Source organism: Amycolatopsis tolypomycina, assembly GCF_900105945.1.
Lineage (GTDB): Bacteria > Actinomycetota > Actinomycetes > Mycobacteriales > Pseudonocardiaceae > Amycolatopsis > Amycolatopsis tolypomycina.
In genome coordinates, this window is sequence record NZ_FNSO01000004.1 from 3212486 (window position 1) to 3227659 (window position 15174).

The window sequence follows — 15174 nt, forward strand, 5'->3', positions numbered from 1 at the left end:
CTGAGGGGCATAATCCCTGTTGGCGTCGTCGATCGGTGCAAGAGCCTGACGATGAACGCAACGAGCCGTTGCATTGGAGTGTCGATGAACGCACCTGCGGGCAGGCTGAGCCTCGACGACCGCCGCCGCATCGCGGGCTGGCTTGCCGACGGGCTGGGGTTCGCCGAGATCGGGCGGCGGCTCGGCCGGCCGACGTCCACGATCAGCCGCGAGGTGGCCCGCAACAGCACGTCCGGCGAGTACCGGCCCGGCCGCGCGCAGGAAGCCGCCACCTACCGCGCCCGGCGGCGCCGGCCACCCCGGCCGCACGAGCAACCCGGTGGCGGGGTCCGCGCGTTCGTCGACGAGTTCGCGGCGCTGCTGGCGGCCACCGGCCTGCCGCGGATGACCGCCCGGGTGTTCACCTGCCTGCTCACCGCCGAGGCGGGCGGCCTGACCTCGGCCGACCTGGTGCGGCTGCTGCGGGTCAGCCCCGCGTCGGTGTCGAAGTCGATCGGCGCACTGGAAGCCATGGAGCTGGTCGCGCGCCGGCCGGACCCGGGCGGGCGCCGCGAGCGCTACACGATCGACGACGACGTCTGGCTCCGGGCGTGGCAGGCCGACACCGGCGCCCACGGCCGGATCGCGGAGGTGGCACAGCGGGGCATCGGGATCTTCGGCCCGGACACGACCGCCGGCACCCGGCTCGCGAGCATGGGCCGGTTCTTCGGGCGGCTCAGCGAGCAGATGGGCGGCAGCACCCTGGCCGAGGCCGCCGGGCACGACGCGCTGACCGTCGTCGCCGCCCTCGTCCACGCCGGACGGCCGTTCCCCGTGGCCGAACTGGCCACCGTGCTGGGCTGGCCCCGGGACCGGCTGGAGACGGCTTTGGAGGCGCTCCGGCGCCGTCCGGCCATCGCCGATCCGCTCGAACTGCGCGGCGCCGAGACGGTCACCGTCACGGCCAGAGCGGACCGCCTGAGCCCGGGCCGGCGCGAAGCGATCCGCAGGTTTCGCGAAGCTTCCCCGGCCGCGGTGGTTACGGTGGAGGGGTGCCGCACCTCTTCGCCACCAGCGACCTCCACGTGACCCACGAGGGCAACGGCCCGATCCTCGACTCGGTCGTCCCGGAAACCCCCGAAGACTGGCTGCTCGTCGCCGGCGACGTCGCCGAGCTGGCCGAAGCCACCATCGGGACGCTGAAGACCCTGCGCAGCCGGTTCGCCAAGGTCGTCTGGGTACCGGGCAACCACGAGCTGTGGACGACGAAGAACGACGAATGCCAGCTGCGCGGCCAGGCCCGCTACGAGTACCTGGTCGAGCAGTGCCGCGAGATCGACGTGCTGACGCCGGAAGACGAATTCCCGGTCTGGCGGCACAGCCCGCGGCCGCTGACGATCGCGCCGCTGTTCCTGCTCTACGACTACAGCTGGCGCACCCCGGACGCCGAGGGCAAGTCCCTGGAGGAGGCCCTGCGCCAGGCCCGCGAGGCCGGCGTGGTCTGCACGGACGAGTATTTTCTGTACCCGGACCCGTACCCGAGCCGCCAGGCCTGGTGCGCGGACCGGCTGAAGATCAGCACCGAGCGACTCGACGCGATCCCCGAGGACCACGGCACGATCCTGATGTCCCACTGGCCACTGCACCGCCACCCGACGGCCCCGCTGTACTGGCCGGAGTTCGCCCTGTGGTGCGGCACGACGAAGACCGAGGACTGGCACGTGCGGTACCGCGCGGAGATCGCGGTCTACGGGCACCTGCACATCCCGCGCAGCACCGAGGCCGACGGCGTGCGGTTCGAAGAGGTCTCGCTGGGCTATCCCCGCGAGTGGCGGAAGCGGGCGCGGGGTGCGGTGCCGATGCGCCGGATCTTGTGGCCGTCGTGAGTCGGAGTAGCTGCGGGGTGGCACGTCGGCGGTGGGCGCGGCTCGGCGGTTGAGTGGCCGCGGATCGGCGTGGCTGGCTTGCCGTGGTCGGGGGTCGGCTCGCCCCTTGAGTGGTCGCCGATCGGCGTGTCCGGCTTGCCATGGTAGGGGATGGGCGTGGCTGGTCCGCCGTGGTGGGGGATGGGCGTGGCTGGCGGGTCGTGGTCGCGGTTCGGCGTGGCTGGCCCCGCCGTGGTCGCGGTTCGGCGTGGCTGGCCCCGCCGTGGTCGCGGATCGGTTTCCCCCGTCCGCCGTGGTGGGGGATGGGCGTGGCTGGCGGGTCGTGGTCGCGGTTCGGCGTGGCTGGCCCCGCCGTGGTCGCGGATCGGTTTCCCCCGCCCGCCGTGGTCGCGGATCGGCCGGCATCACCCCTCGCGCCGCCGCTGCCTGAGGGCGCGGACCCGCCCGCGGCTGGCGCACGCCGGGGACGGGCACCACCGCCGCCGGCCGCCCGGGTCGGCGAAGACTCCGCGGCAGTCCTGCTCCGGGCAGGCCCGCAGGTCGTGCCGCGGGGGGCCGGTGAGCCAGTCCGCGGCCTGGTGCGCGAGCCGGCCGAGGGCGTCGGCCGTGGTTGCGGGGGCGCTCCGCCGGAGCCGGTCGAGCGCGGCGAGGTGCACCGGCTCCGGACCGAGCCACTCCGTCAGGGCCCGGACCTGCTCCGCGGTGGGCACGACACCGTCGACCGCGCCCAGTGCCAGGGGCCGCAGCGTCTCGCGCAGGTCGCGGGCCCGGTCCAGGTCGGCGTCCGTGACCGGGGCGAGCGGCGTCAGCTCGGACCGCGCCAGCCACTCGCGCAGCCGCTCCACCGACGGCAGCCGCTCGACCGGCCGCTCCCCGAAGTGGCGGCCGCGGGTCGCCAGGAGGTTGAGCCAGGGTGCGCCCATGTCGAGGCGGAAGTCTTCGGACACCTCGCCAGCGTAACGGCTCAGCCGTTACGCTGGCGATCATGACTGGGGACCCCGAGATCCGCACGGTGCTGGGTGACATCGACCCGGCCGAGCTGGGCGTCACGAACGCCCACGACCACCTCTTCTTCGCCTCCGCGCTGCTGCCGGGCCAGGAACTCGACGACCCGGCCGCTGCGGCGGCCGCGCTGAGCCGGTTCCGGGAGGCGGGCGGCACCGCTCTTGTCCAGTGGACGCCGCACGGGCTCGGCCGCCGGATGTGCGAACTCGCCCGGATATCGCGGGAAACCGGGGTGCACCTCGTTGGTGCCACCGGCCTGCACCGCGCCGAGCACTACGCGCCCGCCGCGCTGAGCCGGGTGGCCGACGACCTGGCCGGGGTCTTCGTCGAAGACCTGACCGGCACCACCGGGCCGCGTGCCGGGCTGGTCAAGGTGGCCGGCGCCTTCCACACGATCGACTCGCACGCCCGGCTGACGATGACCGCCGCCGCGGTCGCCCACGAGGAGACCGGCGCGCCGATCGCCGTGCACCTCGAACTCGGTACCGCGGGCCTGGAGACGGTCGAACTGCTCTGCGGCAAGCTCGATGTTCCACCCGAAAAGGTGATTCTCGGGCACCTGAACCGGAACCCGGATCCGGCGATACAGCGGGAGATCGCCGAGACCGGCGTGTTCCTCGGCTTCGACGGCCCGTCGCGGGCCAACCACGCCACCGACTGGCGGCTCTTCGACGGCCTCGAAGCGCTCGTCGAGGCCGGGCACGGCGGGCAGCTCCTGCTCGGCGGCGACACGACCACCGCGGCCGCCCGGCACCAGCCGGGCGCGGCCTACCTGCTCACCACGCTCGCCCCGCGGCTGACCAAGCAGCTCGGCGGCGACGTCGTCACGGCCATGCTGGTGGCGAACCCCGCGCGGGCGTTCGCCACCAGCTGGCTCAAGTGACTCAGCGCAGGCCGAAGCCCTCGCCGCCGCGGCCGCGGCGGCGCAGGTAGCGCTCGAACTCCGCGGCGATCTTGTCGCCGCTGACGTCCTGCTCCGCGACCTCGCTCTGAGCGTCCCCACGCTCCTCGAGGCTGCGGACGTACTCGCTGATCTCCTCGTCCTCGTCGGCCATCTCGCTGACCGTCCGCTGCCACTCCTCGGACTGCTCGGGCAGCGCACCCAGCGGGATCTCGACGTCGAGGATGTCCTCCAGCTTGTGCAGCAGCGCCAGCGTCGCCTTCGGGGACGGCGGGTGCGACACGTAGTGCGGCACCGCCGCCCAGATCGACACCGCCGGGATGCCCGCCTGCACGCAGTAGTCCTGCAGGATGCCGACGATGCCGGTCGGGCCCTGGTAGTTGTTCAGGTCCAGCCCGTAGAGCGACGCGGTGTCCTTGTCGTACGCCGTTCCGGTGACCGGGACGGGCCGGGTGTGCGCGGTGTCGGCCAGCAACGCCCCCAGCGTCACCACGGTCGCGACGTCGAGCTGCTGGATGTGCTCCAGCAGCTCCGCGCAGAACGCGCGCCAGCGCATGTTGGGCTCGGGACCCTGCACGAGGACCACGTCGCGGTCGAAGCCGTCGGGGCGGCACACCGACAGCCGCGTCGTCGGCCAGTCCACCCGTCGAGTGACGCCGTCCACCATCCGGACGGTCGGGCGGCTGACCTGGAAGTCGTAGTAGTCGTCGGGCTCGAGTTCCGCCAGTGGCGTGGCATCCCAGTTCAGCTGCAGGTGCTCCACCGCGCGGCTGGCCGCGTCGCCGGCGTCGTTCCAGCCTTCGAAGGCGACGACCATCAACGGTCGGGTGGGTTCGGGGCGGCCGCCGGGCGGCCGCGGGGTCTCGTCGACGGGCTCACTCACCGGACCAGCCTACGACCACCGGCCTTACCCTGTTCAGCATGTCCGACCGCCTGTCGTCACCCTTCCTCGAAGCCCTTCGCACGCGCGTCCTGGTGGCCGACGGGGCGATGGGCACCGCACTGCAGGCCCACGACCTCAGCCTGGACGACTTCGGCGGCCTCGAAGGCTGCAACGAGATCCTCAACGTCACCCGGCCGGACGTGGTCCGCTCGGTGCACCGCGGGTACCTGGAAGCGGGCGCGGACGCCGTCGAAACGAACACTTTCGGGGCCAATTTCGCCAACTTCGCCGAGTACGACATCACCGACCGGATCTTCGAGCTGGCCGAAGCCGGGGCTCGCCTGGCCCGCGAGACGGCCGACGAGTTCGCGACGCCGGACCGCCCGCGGTTCGTGCTCGGCTCGGTCGGGCCCGGCACGAAGCTGCCGACGCTCGGCCACGCGCCGTTCACCACGCTGCGTGACGCCTACGCCGAAGAGGTCCGCGGTCTCCTGGCCGGCGGCGCGGACGCGGTGATCGTCGAAACCACCCAGGACATCCTCCAGACGAAGGCGTCGATCATCGGCGCGAAGCGGGCGATGGCCGCCGCAGGACGGCACGTGCCGATCCTCGCTTCGATCACCGTCGAAACCACCGGCACCATGCTGCTCGGCACCGAGGTCGGCGCCGCGCTCGCCGCCCTCGAACCGCTCGGCATCGACCTCATCGGCCTCAACTGCGCCACCGGCCCGGCCGAGATGAGCGAGCACCTGCGGCAGCTGGCCAAGCACGCCCGGGTGCCGCTGTCGGTGATGCCGAACGCCGGCCTGCCGGAGCTCGGCCCGCATGGCGCGGTGTACCCGCTGAGCCCGGAAGCCCTGGTCGAGGCAATGACCGGGTTCGTCCGCGAGTTCGGCGTCGGCCTCGTCGGCGGCTGCTGCGGCACCACCGACGAGCACATCCGGCAGCTCGCCGCCGCCGTCGCCGACACGAAACCGGTGGCCCGGCGGCCGCGGCCCGAGCCCGGCGTGTCGTCGCTCTACCAGGCCGTGCCGTTCAAGCAGGACGCCAGCGTCCTCATGATCGGCGAGCGGACCAACGCCAACGGCTCGAAGGCCTTCCGCACCGCGATGCTGGAGGGCCGCTGGGAGGACTGCGTCGAGATCGCCCGCGAGCAGACCCGCGACGGCGCCCACCTGCTGGACCTCTGCGTCGACTACGTCGGCCGCGACGGCACCGCCGACATGGCCGAGCTGGCCGGGCGCCTGGCCACCGCGTCGACGCTGCCGATCATGCTCGACTCCACCGAGGTCGCCGTGCTGCGCGCGGGGCTGGAGCGCCTGGGCGGCCGGTGCGCAGTCAACTCCGTCAACTACGAAGACGGTGACGGCCCGGAATCCCGGTTCACCCAGGTCATGGAGCTGGTCAGCGAGTACGGCGCCGCCGTGGTCGCGCTGACCATCGACGAAGAAGGCCAGGCGCGCACCGCGCGGAAAAAGGCCGACATCGCGACCCGGCTCATCGAGGACATCACCGGCAACTGGGGCCTGCGCACCTCCGACGTCATCGTCGACGCGCTGACCTTCACCATCGCCACCGGCCAGGAGGAATCCCGCCGCGACGGCATCGAAACCATCGAAGCCATCCGCGAGATCAAGCGCCGCCACCCCGAGGTCCAGACCACGCTCGGCCTGTCGAACATCTCCTTCGGGCTCAACCCGGCCGCGCGGCAGGTGCTCAACTCGGTGTTCCTGCACGAGTGCGTCCAGGCCGGGCTCGACACCGCGATCGTGCACGCGTCGAAGATCCTGCCGATGGCCCGCATCCCCGACGACCAGCGCGCGGTCGCCCTCGACCTGATCTACGACCGCCGCCGCGAGGGCTACGACCCGCTGCAGGAGCTGATGGCCCTGTTCGAGGGCGTGAGCGCGGCGTCGTCGAAGGCGTCGCGGGCCGAGGAGCTGGCCGCGCTGCCGCTGTTCGAGCGCCTCGAACGCCGGATCGTCGACGGCGAACGCAACGGGCTCACCGACGACCTCGACGCGGCCCTGGAGCAGCGGCCCGCCCTGCAGATCATCAACGACACGCTGCTGTCGGGCATGAAGACCGTCGGCGAGCTGTTCGGCTCCGGGCAGATGCAGCTGCCGTTCGTGCTGCAGTCCGCCGAGGTGATGAAGGCCGCCGTCGCGCACCTCGAGCCGCACATGGAGTCCGGCGACGATTCGGGCAAGGGCCGGATCGTGCTGGCCACCGTCCGCGGCGACGTGCACGACATCGGCAAGAACCTCGTCGACATCATCCTGTCCAACAACGGCTACGAGGTCGTCAACCTCGGCATCAAGCAACCCATCACGACCATCCTCGACGCCGCCGAGGAACACGGCGCCGACGCCATCGGCATGTCCGGGCTGCTGGTCAAGTCCACGGTGATCATGAAGGAGAACCTCCAGGAGATGAACTCCCGGGGCGTCTCCGCGCGCTGGCCGGTGCTGCTCGGCGGCGCCGCGCTCACCCGGTCCTATGTGGAGAACGACCTGACCGAGCTGTACCTCGGCGACGTCCGCTACGCGCGGGACGCGTTCGAGGGCCTTCGGCTGATGGACGCGATCATGGCCGCCAAGCGCGGGGAGTCGCCCCTGGTCGACGCCGACGCGGATCGCAAGCGCGCCGAGCGCAAGGAACGCCGCGAGCGCTCGCTGCGGATCGCCGAGGCGCGCAAAGCCCGCAACACGGAGGACGAAGGGCCGCTGCCCGCGCGATCGGACGTCGCCACCGACGTGCCGCTGCCGAGCCCGCCGTTCTGGGGTTCACGCGTGGTCAAGGGCGTCGCCCTCGCCGACTACGCCGCGATGCTCGACGAGCGGGCGACGTTCATGGGGCAGTGGGGGCTCAAGGGCGCCCGCGGCGGCGCCGGGCCGACGTACGAGGAACTGGTCGAGACCGAAGGCCGGCCGCGGCTGCGGTACTGGCTTGACCGGCTCACGGCCGACGGCGTCCTGGCCCACGCGGCCGTCGTCTACGGCTACTTCCCGTGCGTCGCCGAGGGCGACGACCTCGTCGTGCTCACCGAGCCGTCACCCGACGCGCCGGAGCGGGTGCGCTTCACCTTCCCGCGGCAGCGCCGCGACCGGCGGCTCTGCCTGGCCGACTTCTACCGGCCGCGCGAGTCGGGTGAGATCGACGTCGTGCCCTTCACGGTGGTCACCATGGGCCAGCCCATCGCCGACTACGCGAACGAGCTGTTCGCCGCCGACGCCTACCGCGACTACCTCGAGGTCCACGGCCTCGGCGTCCAGCTCACGGAGGCGCTCGCCGAGTACTGGCACTGCCGGATCCGGGGAGAACTGACCTTCCCCGGCGGTGTGGCGGTCGCCTCAGAGGACCCCGACGACGTCGAGGACTTCTTCAAGCTCGGCTACCGTGGAGCGAGGTTCTCCCTGGGCTATGGCGCTTGTCCCGACCTCGAAGACCGGGCGAAGATCGTCGCCCTCCTCGAACCCGGCCGGATCGGCGTCAAATTGTCCGAGGAGTTCCAGCTGCACCCCGAGCAGTCGACCGACGCGATCGTCTGCCACCACCCGGAAGCCAAGTACTTCAACACCTGAGGAGACTCCACTGTGGACGGATTGGCCGCCGTGCTCTGGGACATGGACGGCACGCTCGTCGATTCCGAGAAACTGTGGGACGTCGCCCTCTACGAAACGGCGGAGTGGCTGGGCGGCAAGCTCTCCGAGGAACAGCGGATGACGCTCGTCGGGTCCAACATGGACGACACGTCGGCGTACCTGCTCGAAGTGGTCGGCCTTCCGGTGACGCCGGAGGCGATCGCCTCGACCGGCGCGGAGATCCGCCGCCGCACGGCCGGGCTGTTCGACGACGAGCTGCCGTGGCGCCCGGGCGCGCGCGAAGCGTTGACGGCGGTGCGCGAAGCGGGTCTGCGTTCGGCGCTGGTCACCTCGACCGAGCGCGACCTGACCGAGCTCGCACTGAACACGATCGGCCGGGACTTCTTCGACGTCACCGTGTGCGGCGACGAGGTCGAAGGCCTCAACAAGCCGCACCCGCGCCCGTACCTCAAGGCGGCCGAGCTGCTCGGTGTCGACCCGGCGCGCTGTGTCGCGGTCGAGGACTCGCCGCCGGGCACGGCGTCCGCGGTCGCGGCGGGCTGCACGGTGCTGGTGATCCCGAACGACGTCGAGGTCGAGACGGGGGAGCGGCGGGTGTTCCGCGACTCCCTGGTGGGCATCGACGTGCCGGCGCTGGCGGCCCTGCTCGGCTGATCACCACCATGTCGCTTTTCCGCTAGCCGTGGGCCGTCGGCGTCCGCGATGCTGGCGTGGTGCATGAAGACTTCGAACGGTGCGTGCGGGCCGTGCAGGCGAAGGACGCCCGGTTCGACGGGTGGTTCTACACCGCCGTCCTGACCACGAAGATCTACTGCCGGCCCAGCTGCCCGGTGGTGCCGCCCAAGCCGCGGAACATGAGCTTCTACCCGAGTGCGGCGGCCGCCCAGCAGGCCGGCTTCCGCGCCTGCAAGCGCTGCCGCCCCGACGCCACCCCCGGCTCGCCGCTGTGGAACGAGCGCGCCGACCTGGTGGCGCGGGCGATGCGGCTGATCGCCGACGGCGTCGTCGACACCGAAGGCGTCCGCGGCCTCGCCGCCCGGCTCGGCTACAGCGTCCGGCAGGTCGAACGCCAGGTGTTCGCCGAACTCGGCGCCGGGCCACTGGCCCTGGCGCGGGCCCAGCGCGCGCAGACCGCCCGGACGTTGATCGAGACGACCACCCTGCCGATGACCGAGCTGGCCCTGGCCGCCGGCTTCGGCAGCATCCGGACGTTCAACGACACCGTCCGCGAGGTGTTCGCCCTCTCGCCGACCGAGCTGCGGCAGCGCGCGAAGGGCAGGCCGTCGGCGGCCGGCGCGCTCGTCCTGCGGCTGCCCTACCGCAAGCCGCTGTGCCCGGACAACCTCTTCGGGCACCTGGTGGCGACCGGCGTGCCGGGCGTGGAGGAGTGGCGGGACGGCGCCTACCGCCGGACGCTGCGGCTGCCCCGCGGCCACGGCGTCGTCGCCCTGCGACCCGAGGACGGGCACATCGCCTGCCGGCTCACCTTGACCGACCTCCGTGACCTGCCGGCGGCGACCAGCCGGTGCCGCCGCCTGCTCGACCTCGACGCCGACCCGGTCGCCGTCGACGACCAGCTCGCCACCGACCCGCTCCTCGCGCCGCTGGTCGCGGCCGCGCCCGGCCGCCGCGTCCCGCGTACGGTCGACGGCGCCGAGTTCGCCGTCCGCGCGGTGCTGGGCCAGCAGGTTTCGACGGCGGCGGCGCGGACCCACGCGGCCCGGCTCGTCGTCGCCCACGGCGAACCGGTCGAGGACCCCGAAGGCGGCCTGACCCACCTGTTCCCGTCACCCTCGGCGCTGGCTTCGCTGGACCCCGAGACCCTTGCCATGCCCCGCAGCCGCCGTCGCACGCTGCTCGCGCTGGTCTCGGCGTTGACCGACGGGCTGGACTTGAGCGCGGGCAGCGACTGGGAAGCGGCGCGGGCCGCCCTGACCGCGTTGCCCGGCTTCGGGCCGTGGACGGTCGAGAGCATCGCCATGCGAGCGCTGGGCGACCCGGACGCTTTCCTCCCCACCGACCTCGGCATCAAGTACGCGGCGGAGACGCTCGGCCTCGGCGGCCAGGTGGCCGTCGTCGCCCGGTCCGCGGCCTGGCGCCCCTGGCGCGCCTACGCCACCCAGCACCTGTGGGCCACCGGTGACCACGCGATCAACCGGATGCCCGCGGCATGAAACCGACAGGAGAACCCATGCGCACCCACGCCGTCGTCGACAGCCCGTGCGGCCCGCTGACGCTGGTCGCCGAGGGCGCCGCGCTCTGCGGCCTCTACATGGTCGACCAGCGCCACCGCCCGGACGAGCTGACCTTCGGCTCCCACGACCCCGGCGCGGAGATCTTCGACCGCGCCGAAACCGAGCTGAAGGAGTACTTCGCCGGGCAGCGGCAGGAGTTCGAGGTGCCGCTGACCTTCGTCGGCACGCCGTTCCAGCGGTCGGTGTGGGCCCAGCTGCGCGAGATCCCCTACGGCACGACGATCTCCTACGGCAGGCTCGCCGACCGGCTCGGCAACGCGGCCGCGTCGCGGGCGGTGGGCCTGGCGAACGGCAAGAACCCGATCGGCATCATCGTCCCGTGCCACCGGGTGGTCGGCTCGAACGGCTCCCTCACCGGCTACGGCGGCGGCCTGGAGCGCAAGCGGTACCTGCTGGACTTCGAGCAGGGCGCCCTGTTTTGATCCCAGCTGGTGGGAGCCAGAGTCCACGCCCGTGTGAGATGGGCGGCATCCGCGGCGGGGCGAAGCAGCACCACGGGGTCCGGGATGGAAGGATTCCGGACCGTGAAGACCTTCGATGAGCTGTTCGCGGAGCTTGCCGAGCGCGCGCGTACCCGTCCCGACGGGTCCGGCACCGTCGTCGCCCTCGATGCCGGGGTGCACGCCCAGGGCAAGAAGGTGCTGGAGGAGGCGGGCGAGGTGTGGATCGCCGCCGAGCACGAGTCCGACGAGCGCCTTGCCGAAGAGATCTCCCAGCTGCTGTACCGGGTGCAGGTGCTGATGCTCGGCCGCGGCCTGTCGACCGAGGACGTCTACCGCTACCTGTGACGGTTTCGTCCGGTGCTGGACCGGGCGAGGAACGAGGAGAGAAGCGAAATGCTGCGTGTTGCCGTGCCGAACAAGGGAGCCCTCGCCGCCGCGGCGACGGAGATGCTCGGCGAGGCGGGCTACCGCAAGCGGCATGAGCAGCGCGACCTGACCGTGCTCGACCCGGTCAACGAGGTCGAGTTCTTCTTCCTGCGGCCCAAGGACATCGCCATCTACGTCGGCTCCGGCGAGCTCGACCTCGGCATCACCGGCCGAGACCTCGCGCTCGACTCCGGCGCGCCCGTGGAGGAGATCCAGGCGCTCGGCTTCGGCGGCTCGACGTTCCGCTACGCGGCCCCGGCCGGCCGGGACTGGAAGCCGGCGGACCTGGCGGGCAAGCGGCTGGCGACGTCGTACCCGCGGCTGGTCCGCGACGACCTCGCCCGCCACGGCGTCGAAGCCGAGGTGATCCGGCTCGACGGCGCGGTGGAGATCTCGATCCAGCTCGGCGTGGCGGACGCGATCGCGGACGTCGTCGAGTCCGGCCGGTCGCTGCGGCAGCACAACCTGGTGGCGTTCGGCGACCCGATCTGCGTGTCGGAAGCGGTGCTCCTGCAGCGGCGGGGCACCGAGGAGAGCAAGGCGAAGTCGCAGCTGGCGGCGCGCCTGCGCGGGGTCGTGTTCGCGCAGCAGTACATGATGCTGGACTACGACTGCCCGCGGACGCTGGTCGAACGCGCGATCGCGATCACGCCGGGCCTGGAGTCGCCGACGGTCGCCCCGCTGGCGCACGAAGACTGGGTCGCGGTGCGGGCGATGGTGTCGCGCAAGAAGGTCAACCTCATCATGGACGAGCTGGCCGAGGTCGGCGCCAAGGCGATCCTGGCCTCGGACATCCGTTCCTGCCGCCTCTGATCCACCGACGACGGCCTCCCCGCATGAAATGAACGACTCGTTCATGACGTCCGACGTCATGAACGAGTCGTTCATGACGTTTCAGCGGGGGCGGTTGGGCTTCTTGGGCAGCAGGTCGTAGAGGCCCTTGCGGGCGCCGTTGTCGTTGACGTTGCGGGCCACCGCGACCTCGGAGATGAAGTCCTCGAAGACGAACTCCTCGTCGGCCGGGATCACCGCCGGGGCGGCGTTCTGCTCCAGGTGGCCGTCGAGGGTTTCCGCGATCTCGCGGAAGGACAGCGCTTGCAGCGTCTCCGGCGCGTAGGTCGTCACCGGGACGCCGTGTGCCGCCGCCTCGTTCATCACCACGCCCAGCGGCAGGTGCGAGAGCATCGGGATGCCGAAGTCGTACATCTCCTGCAGGGCCGCGGCCGCGTAGTGCGAGATCGGCCGCCGGTAGAGGCTCGGGACCAGGCCGAACCAGGACAGCGGCTGCCGTCCGACGGTCTGCTCGACGTACCGGACCTGGTCGGCCAGCAGCCGCAGCGCGCGGATGCTGGTCTTGTCCGGCTGGACCGGCACCAGGATGCCGTGCGAGGCCGCCAGCGCGTTGTTCGTCAGCACGTCCAGTGCGGGCGGGCAGTCGATGACGCAGTGGTCGTAGTTGGCGAACTGGATGACCCGGGCGAGCTGCCAGCCGGGGACGCGGAACGAGTCGAGCCGCCGGATCAGGTCGAACATGCCCGGTGACGTCGGCACGACGTCGAGGGCGCCGCCGCGGCCGAGGTTGCTGCGCGGGTGCGGGACGACGAGCTCCTCGATCGGGCCTTTCCACGTCTTGGCCAGCGCCTTCGCCAGGCTCGGCTGGTCCGCGGCCACCTCGGACAGGCCGAGCATCTCGGTCGTCGCGTGGCCTTGCGGGTCGAGGTCGACCAGGAGCACCCGGCGGCCCCGCTCGGCCAGTGCGGCCGCGGTGCCGACGCTCAGTGAGGTCTTGCCGACCCCGCCTTTCTGGTTGACCACCGAGGTGATCTGCATGCCGGAGCGCTCCTCAAGTCGGTCGTTCCGCGAAGGTTATTGGATGCGGGCCCGTTGTGGGTGGCTATCCGGCCCCGGCCTGTCGCGGCCGGACCATCAGGGCCTGCGCGCCGGTGGCCACCGGGCCGCCGGCGTCGTGCAGGATGCTCGTCGCGGTGCCGATGCCGTGCTTGCCGACGAGCGTGACCGCGTCGAGGCCGATCCACTCGCCTTCGGGCACCCGCCGCAGGTGCACGGTGAGTTCGGAGTTGATGAACCACCACTTGCGCGGGTCGAGGTAGTTGGAGACGCCGTTGCCGGAGTCGGCGACGGTGAACAGCCGTTGCAGGCCGCTCGGCTCCTCGCCGTCGACCAGCGGGACGCGCTGGCGGGCCCACACCGCGGCCGGGCCCGGCACGTCCATGCCGCCGCGCACCGCGCGCCATTCCATCGCGTCGAGGTAGCCGCCCTGCCAGCCGTCCGGCCACGGCGACTCGCCGACGCTGTCCGGCCCGGGCAGCAGGGGACCGGCGTCGGTGCCGGCTTCCGCCGTGTCCGACGTCGCGATGCGCCACGCCGACGCCCGCGCCACGACGCGCTCGGCGCTGGCCAGCTCGGCCTGCAGCAGCTCGACCGACCGGCCGGGGCGTTCGATCCGGGCCCGCGCGGTGAGCTCCGCGACCGGCGCCGGGCCGAGGATCTCGACGGTCACGCGCGCGAGTGCGGCCGGGTGCGCCGTTTCGACGGTTTCGAGGGCCCGGACCAGCAACGCCGACGGCGGGCCGAAGTGCTGGGCGTCCGGCGTCCACGGGCCGGCGGTGTGGGCGGTCGCGGAGAACCGGCCTTCGCCGAGCGGGACGTAGAAGGCGTCGGCCATCAGTCGGCCCTGTCCAGGGGTGTCTCCTCGCCCGCGTCGGGCTCCGGCCAGCCGGGGTACGCGGGTGGGGTGCCGCCGTACTCCGGGCAGTGGGCCTGGTGGTCGCACCAGTTGCACAGTTTGCTCTTGTTGGGCCGGAAGTCGCCGGTTTTGCCCGCTTTGAGGATGGCCTGCCAGATGGCTTCCAGCGTGCGCTCGAAGCGCAGCAGCTCGGCCTCGTCGGGCGTGTAGGCCAGCGATTGGCCGTCGGTGAGGTACATGAGCTTCAGCTGGCGGGGGACGATCCCGCGCAGCCGCCACAGGACCACGGCGTAGAACTTCATCTGGAACATCGCCTTGGCCTCGCCGATCTCGCGCGGCGCGGCCCCGGTCTTGTAGTCGACGACCCGGATCTCGCCGGTCGGCGCGACGTCGAGGCGGTCGATGTAGCCGCGCAGCAGGACGCCGGAGCCGAGCTCGATCTCGACGTGCAGCTCGCAGGCCTCGGGTTCCAGGCGCCGCGGGTCTTCGAGTTCGAAGTAGGCGTCGAGGAGCTTTTCGGCCGACCGCAGCCAGTCGGCGTGGTCTTCGGGTTTCTCGCCGTCGAACAGCTCGGTCCACTCCGGACGGTCGGCGGAGAGGTCGGTCCACGCCGGACCGAGCAGCTCGCGCGCCTGTGCGGGGACGCGTTCGGCGGCGGGGAGGGCGAAGAGCCGTTCGAGGACCGAGTGGACGAGCGTGCCGCGCAGCTGGGCCTTGGTCGGGACCTCCGGCAGCCGGTCGACCGCGCGGAACCGGTAGAGCAACGGGCACTGCTTGAAGTCGCTGGCCCGTGACGGCGACAACGCGGGCCGCCGCCGCACTTCGGTGGCGACGGCGGCGGCTGGGGTGTCGGTGGTGACGGTGTCGGCGTCGGGCATGGGCAGAGCGTAACGCCGGGGTCCGACAGTTCCGGCGACCGCAACGCCCGCCACCCGCCCCGCGACCCCAAACGCCCCAATGTGGCGTTCGGTGCGCTGGACGCACCCAATGTGGCGTTCGGTGCGTTGAGCGCACCCAATGTGGCGTTCGGTGCGTTGAGCGCACCCAACGCCACATTGGGGCGCATCGGGCGGGCGCGACACCC

14 protein-coding genes are annotated in these 15174 nt (G+C 72.1%); 9 read left to right on the forward strand and 5 right to left on the reverse strand.

Annotated elements, in window-relative coordinates; translation table 11 throughout:
• Positions 1-84: 84 nt before the first annotated feature.
• Positions 85-1068, forward strand: coding sequence for a GbsR/MarR family transcriptional regulator (locus BLW76_RS24765; RefSeq protein ID WP_091319814.1), 984 nt, complete (start codon positions 85-87; stop codon positions 1066-1068).
• Positions 1032-1865: a metallophosphoesterase family protein gene (locus BLW76_RS24770; protein ID WP_091311427.1), complete on the forward strand. Its 834-nt coding sequence runs from the start codon at positions 1032-1034 to the stop codon at positions 1863-1865. Before BLW76_RS24765 ends, BLW76_RS24770 begins: the two co-directional genes overlap by 37 nt.
• A gap of 404 nt (positions 1866-2269) precedes the next feature.
• Here the strand turns inward: BLW76_RS24770 and BLW76_RS24775 are convergent, their stop codons facing one another.
• Entirely contained in the window at positions 2270-2812 is a 543-nt protein-coding gene (locus BLW76_RS24775) for a CGNR zinc finger domain-containing protein (RefSeq protein WP_091311429.1), read from the reverse strand.
• A gap of 38 nt (positions 2813-2850) precedes the next feature.
• Between BLW76_RS24775 and BLW76_RS24780 the strand changes: the two genes are divergently transcribed.
• On the forward strand, positions 2851-3753 hold the full coding sequence (locus tag BLW76_RS24780) for a phosphotriesterase family protein (RefSeq protein ID WP_167384722.1): 903 nt from the start codon (positions 2851-2853) through the stop codon (positions 3751-3753).
• Between the two features lies 1 nt (position 3754).
• Here BLW76_RS24780 and BLW76_RS24785 read toward each other — a convergent pair whose 3' ends face one another.
• On the reverse strand, positions 3755-4654 hold the full coding sequence (locus tag BLW76_RS24785; protein WP_091311431.1) for a PAC2 family protein: 900 nt from the start codon (positions 4652-4654) through the stop codon (positions 3755-3757).
• Between the two features lie 38 nt (positions 4655-4692).
• Between BLW76_RS24785 and metH the strand changes: the two genes are divergently transcribed.
• From metH to hisG, 6 genes are all read left to right on the forward strand, one after another.
• Positions 4693-8238, forward strand: coding sequence for a methionine synthase (gene metH / locus BLW76_RS24790; RefSeq protein ID WP_091311433.1), 3546 nt, complete (start codon positions 4693-4695; stop codon positions 8236-8238).
• Positions 8239-8280: 42 nt separating this feature from the next.
• Positions 8281-8913 carry an HAD family hydrolase gene (locus tag BLW76_RS24795; protein ID WP_244170676.1) on the forward strand — a complete coding sequence of 211 codons (633 nt, stop codon included), beginning with the start codon at positions 8281-8283 and terminating at the stop codon, positions 8911-8913.
• Between the two features lie 59 nt (positions 8914-8972).
• Positions 8973-10433, forward strand: coding sequence for an AlkA N-terminal domain-containing protein (locus BLW76_RS24800; RefSeq protein WP_091319818.1), 1461 nt, complete (start codon positions 8973-8975; stop codon positions 10431-10433).
• A 17-nt stretch (positions 10434-10450) separates the two neighbouring features.
• Entirely contained in the window at positions 10451-10936 is a 486-nt protein-coding gene (locus tag BLW76_RS24805) for a methylated-DNA--[protein]-cysteine S-methyltransferase (RefSeq protein WP_091311437.1), read from the forward strand.
• A 102-nt stretch (positions 10937-11038) separates the two neighbouring features.
• Positions 11039-11302 carry a phosphoribosyl-ATP diphosphatase gene (locus tag BLW76_RS24810; protein ID WP_013226745.1) on the forward strand — a complete coding sequence of 88 codons (264 nt, stop codon included), beginning with the start codon at positions 11039-11041 and terminating at the stop codon, positions 11300-11302.
• A gap of 48 nt (positions 11303-11350) precedes the next feature.
• Positions 11351-12196 (forward strand): ATP phosphoribosyltransferase, encoded by an 846-nt coding sequence (hisG, locus tag BLW76_RS24815; RefSeq protein WP_091311439.1) that lies wholly within the window; start codon positions 11351-11353, stop codon positions 12194-12196.
• Between the two features lie 81 nt (positions 12197-12277).
• On the opposite strand, the gene BLW76_RS24820 is transcribed toward hisG, so the two are convergent.
• The 3 genes from BLW76_RS24820 to BLW76_RS24830 form a co-directional block, all read right to left on the reverse strand.
• A complete protein-coding gene (locus tag BLW76_RS24820) occupies positions 12278-13213 on the reverse strand; it encodes a ParA family protein (protein WP_091311440.1) in 936 nt (311 codons plus the stop codon).
• A gap of 64 nt (positions 13214-13277) precedes the next feature.
• Positions 13278-14069, reverse strand: coding sequence for a thioesterase family protein (locus BLW76_RS24825; RefSeq protein ID WP_091311443.1), 792 nt, complete (start codon positions 14067-14069; stop codon positions 13278-13280).
• Positions 14069-14968 (reverse strand): RecB family exonuclease, encoded by a 900-nt coding sequence (locus BLW76_RS24830; RefSeq protein ID WP_091311444.1) that lies wholly within the window; start codon positions 14966-14968, stop codon positions 14069-14071. The genes BLW76_RS24825 and BLW76_RS24830 overlap by 1 nt, the downstream gene beginning before the upstream one ends.
• Positions 14969-15174: the final 206 nt, after the last annotated feature.

What these genes read in the sequence shown, in the direction of transcription:
- BLW76_RS24805 (WP_091311437.1), top strand. Translation starts at nt 10,451, where the DNA reads ATGCGCACCCACGCCGTCGTCGACAGCCCGTGCGGCCCGCTGACGCTG.
- BLW76_RS24825 (WP_091311443.1), bottom strand. Translation starts at nt 14,069, where the DNA reads ATGGCCGACGCCTTCTACGTCCCGCTCGGCGAAGGCCGGTTCTCCGCG.
- BLW76_RS24795 (WP_244170676.1), top strand. Translation starts at nt 8,281, where the DNA reads ATGGACGGCACGCTCGTCGATTCCGAGAAACTGTGGGACGTCGCCCTC.
- BLW76_RS24830 (WP_091311444.1), bottom strand. Translation starts at nt 14,968, where the DNA reads ATGCCCGACGCCGACACCGTCACCACCGACACCCCAGCCGCCGCCGTC.
- metH (WP_091311433.1), top strand. Translation starts at nt 4,693, where the DNA reads ATGTCCGACCGCCTGTCGTCACCCTTCCTCGAAGCCCTTCGCACGCGC.
- BLW76_RS24765 (WP_091319814.1), top strand. Translation starts at nt 85, where the DNA reads ATGAACGCACCTGCGGGCAGGCTGAGCCTCGACGACCGCCGCCGCATC.
- BLW76_RS24780 (WP_167384722.1), top strand. Translation starts at nt 2,851, where the DNA reads ATGACTGGGGACCCCGAGATCCGCACGGTGCTGGGTGACATCGACCCG.
- BLW76_RS24820 (WP_091311440.1), bottom strand. Translation starts at nt 13,213, where the DNA reads ATGCAGATCACCTCGGTGGTCAACCAGAAAGGCGGGGTCGGCAAGACC.
- hisG (WP_091311439.1), top strand. Translation starts at nt 11,351, where the DNA reads ATGCTGCGTGTTGCCGTGCCGAACAAGGGAGCCCTCGCCGCCGCGGCG.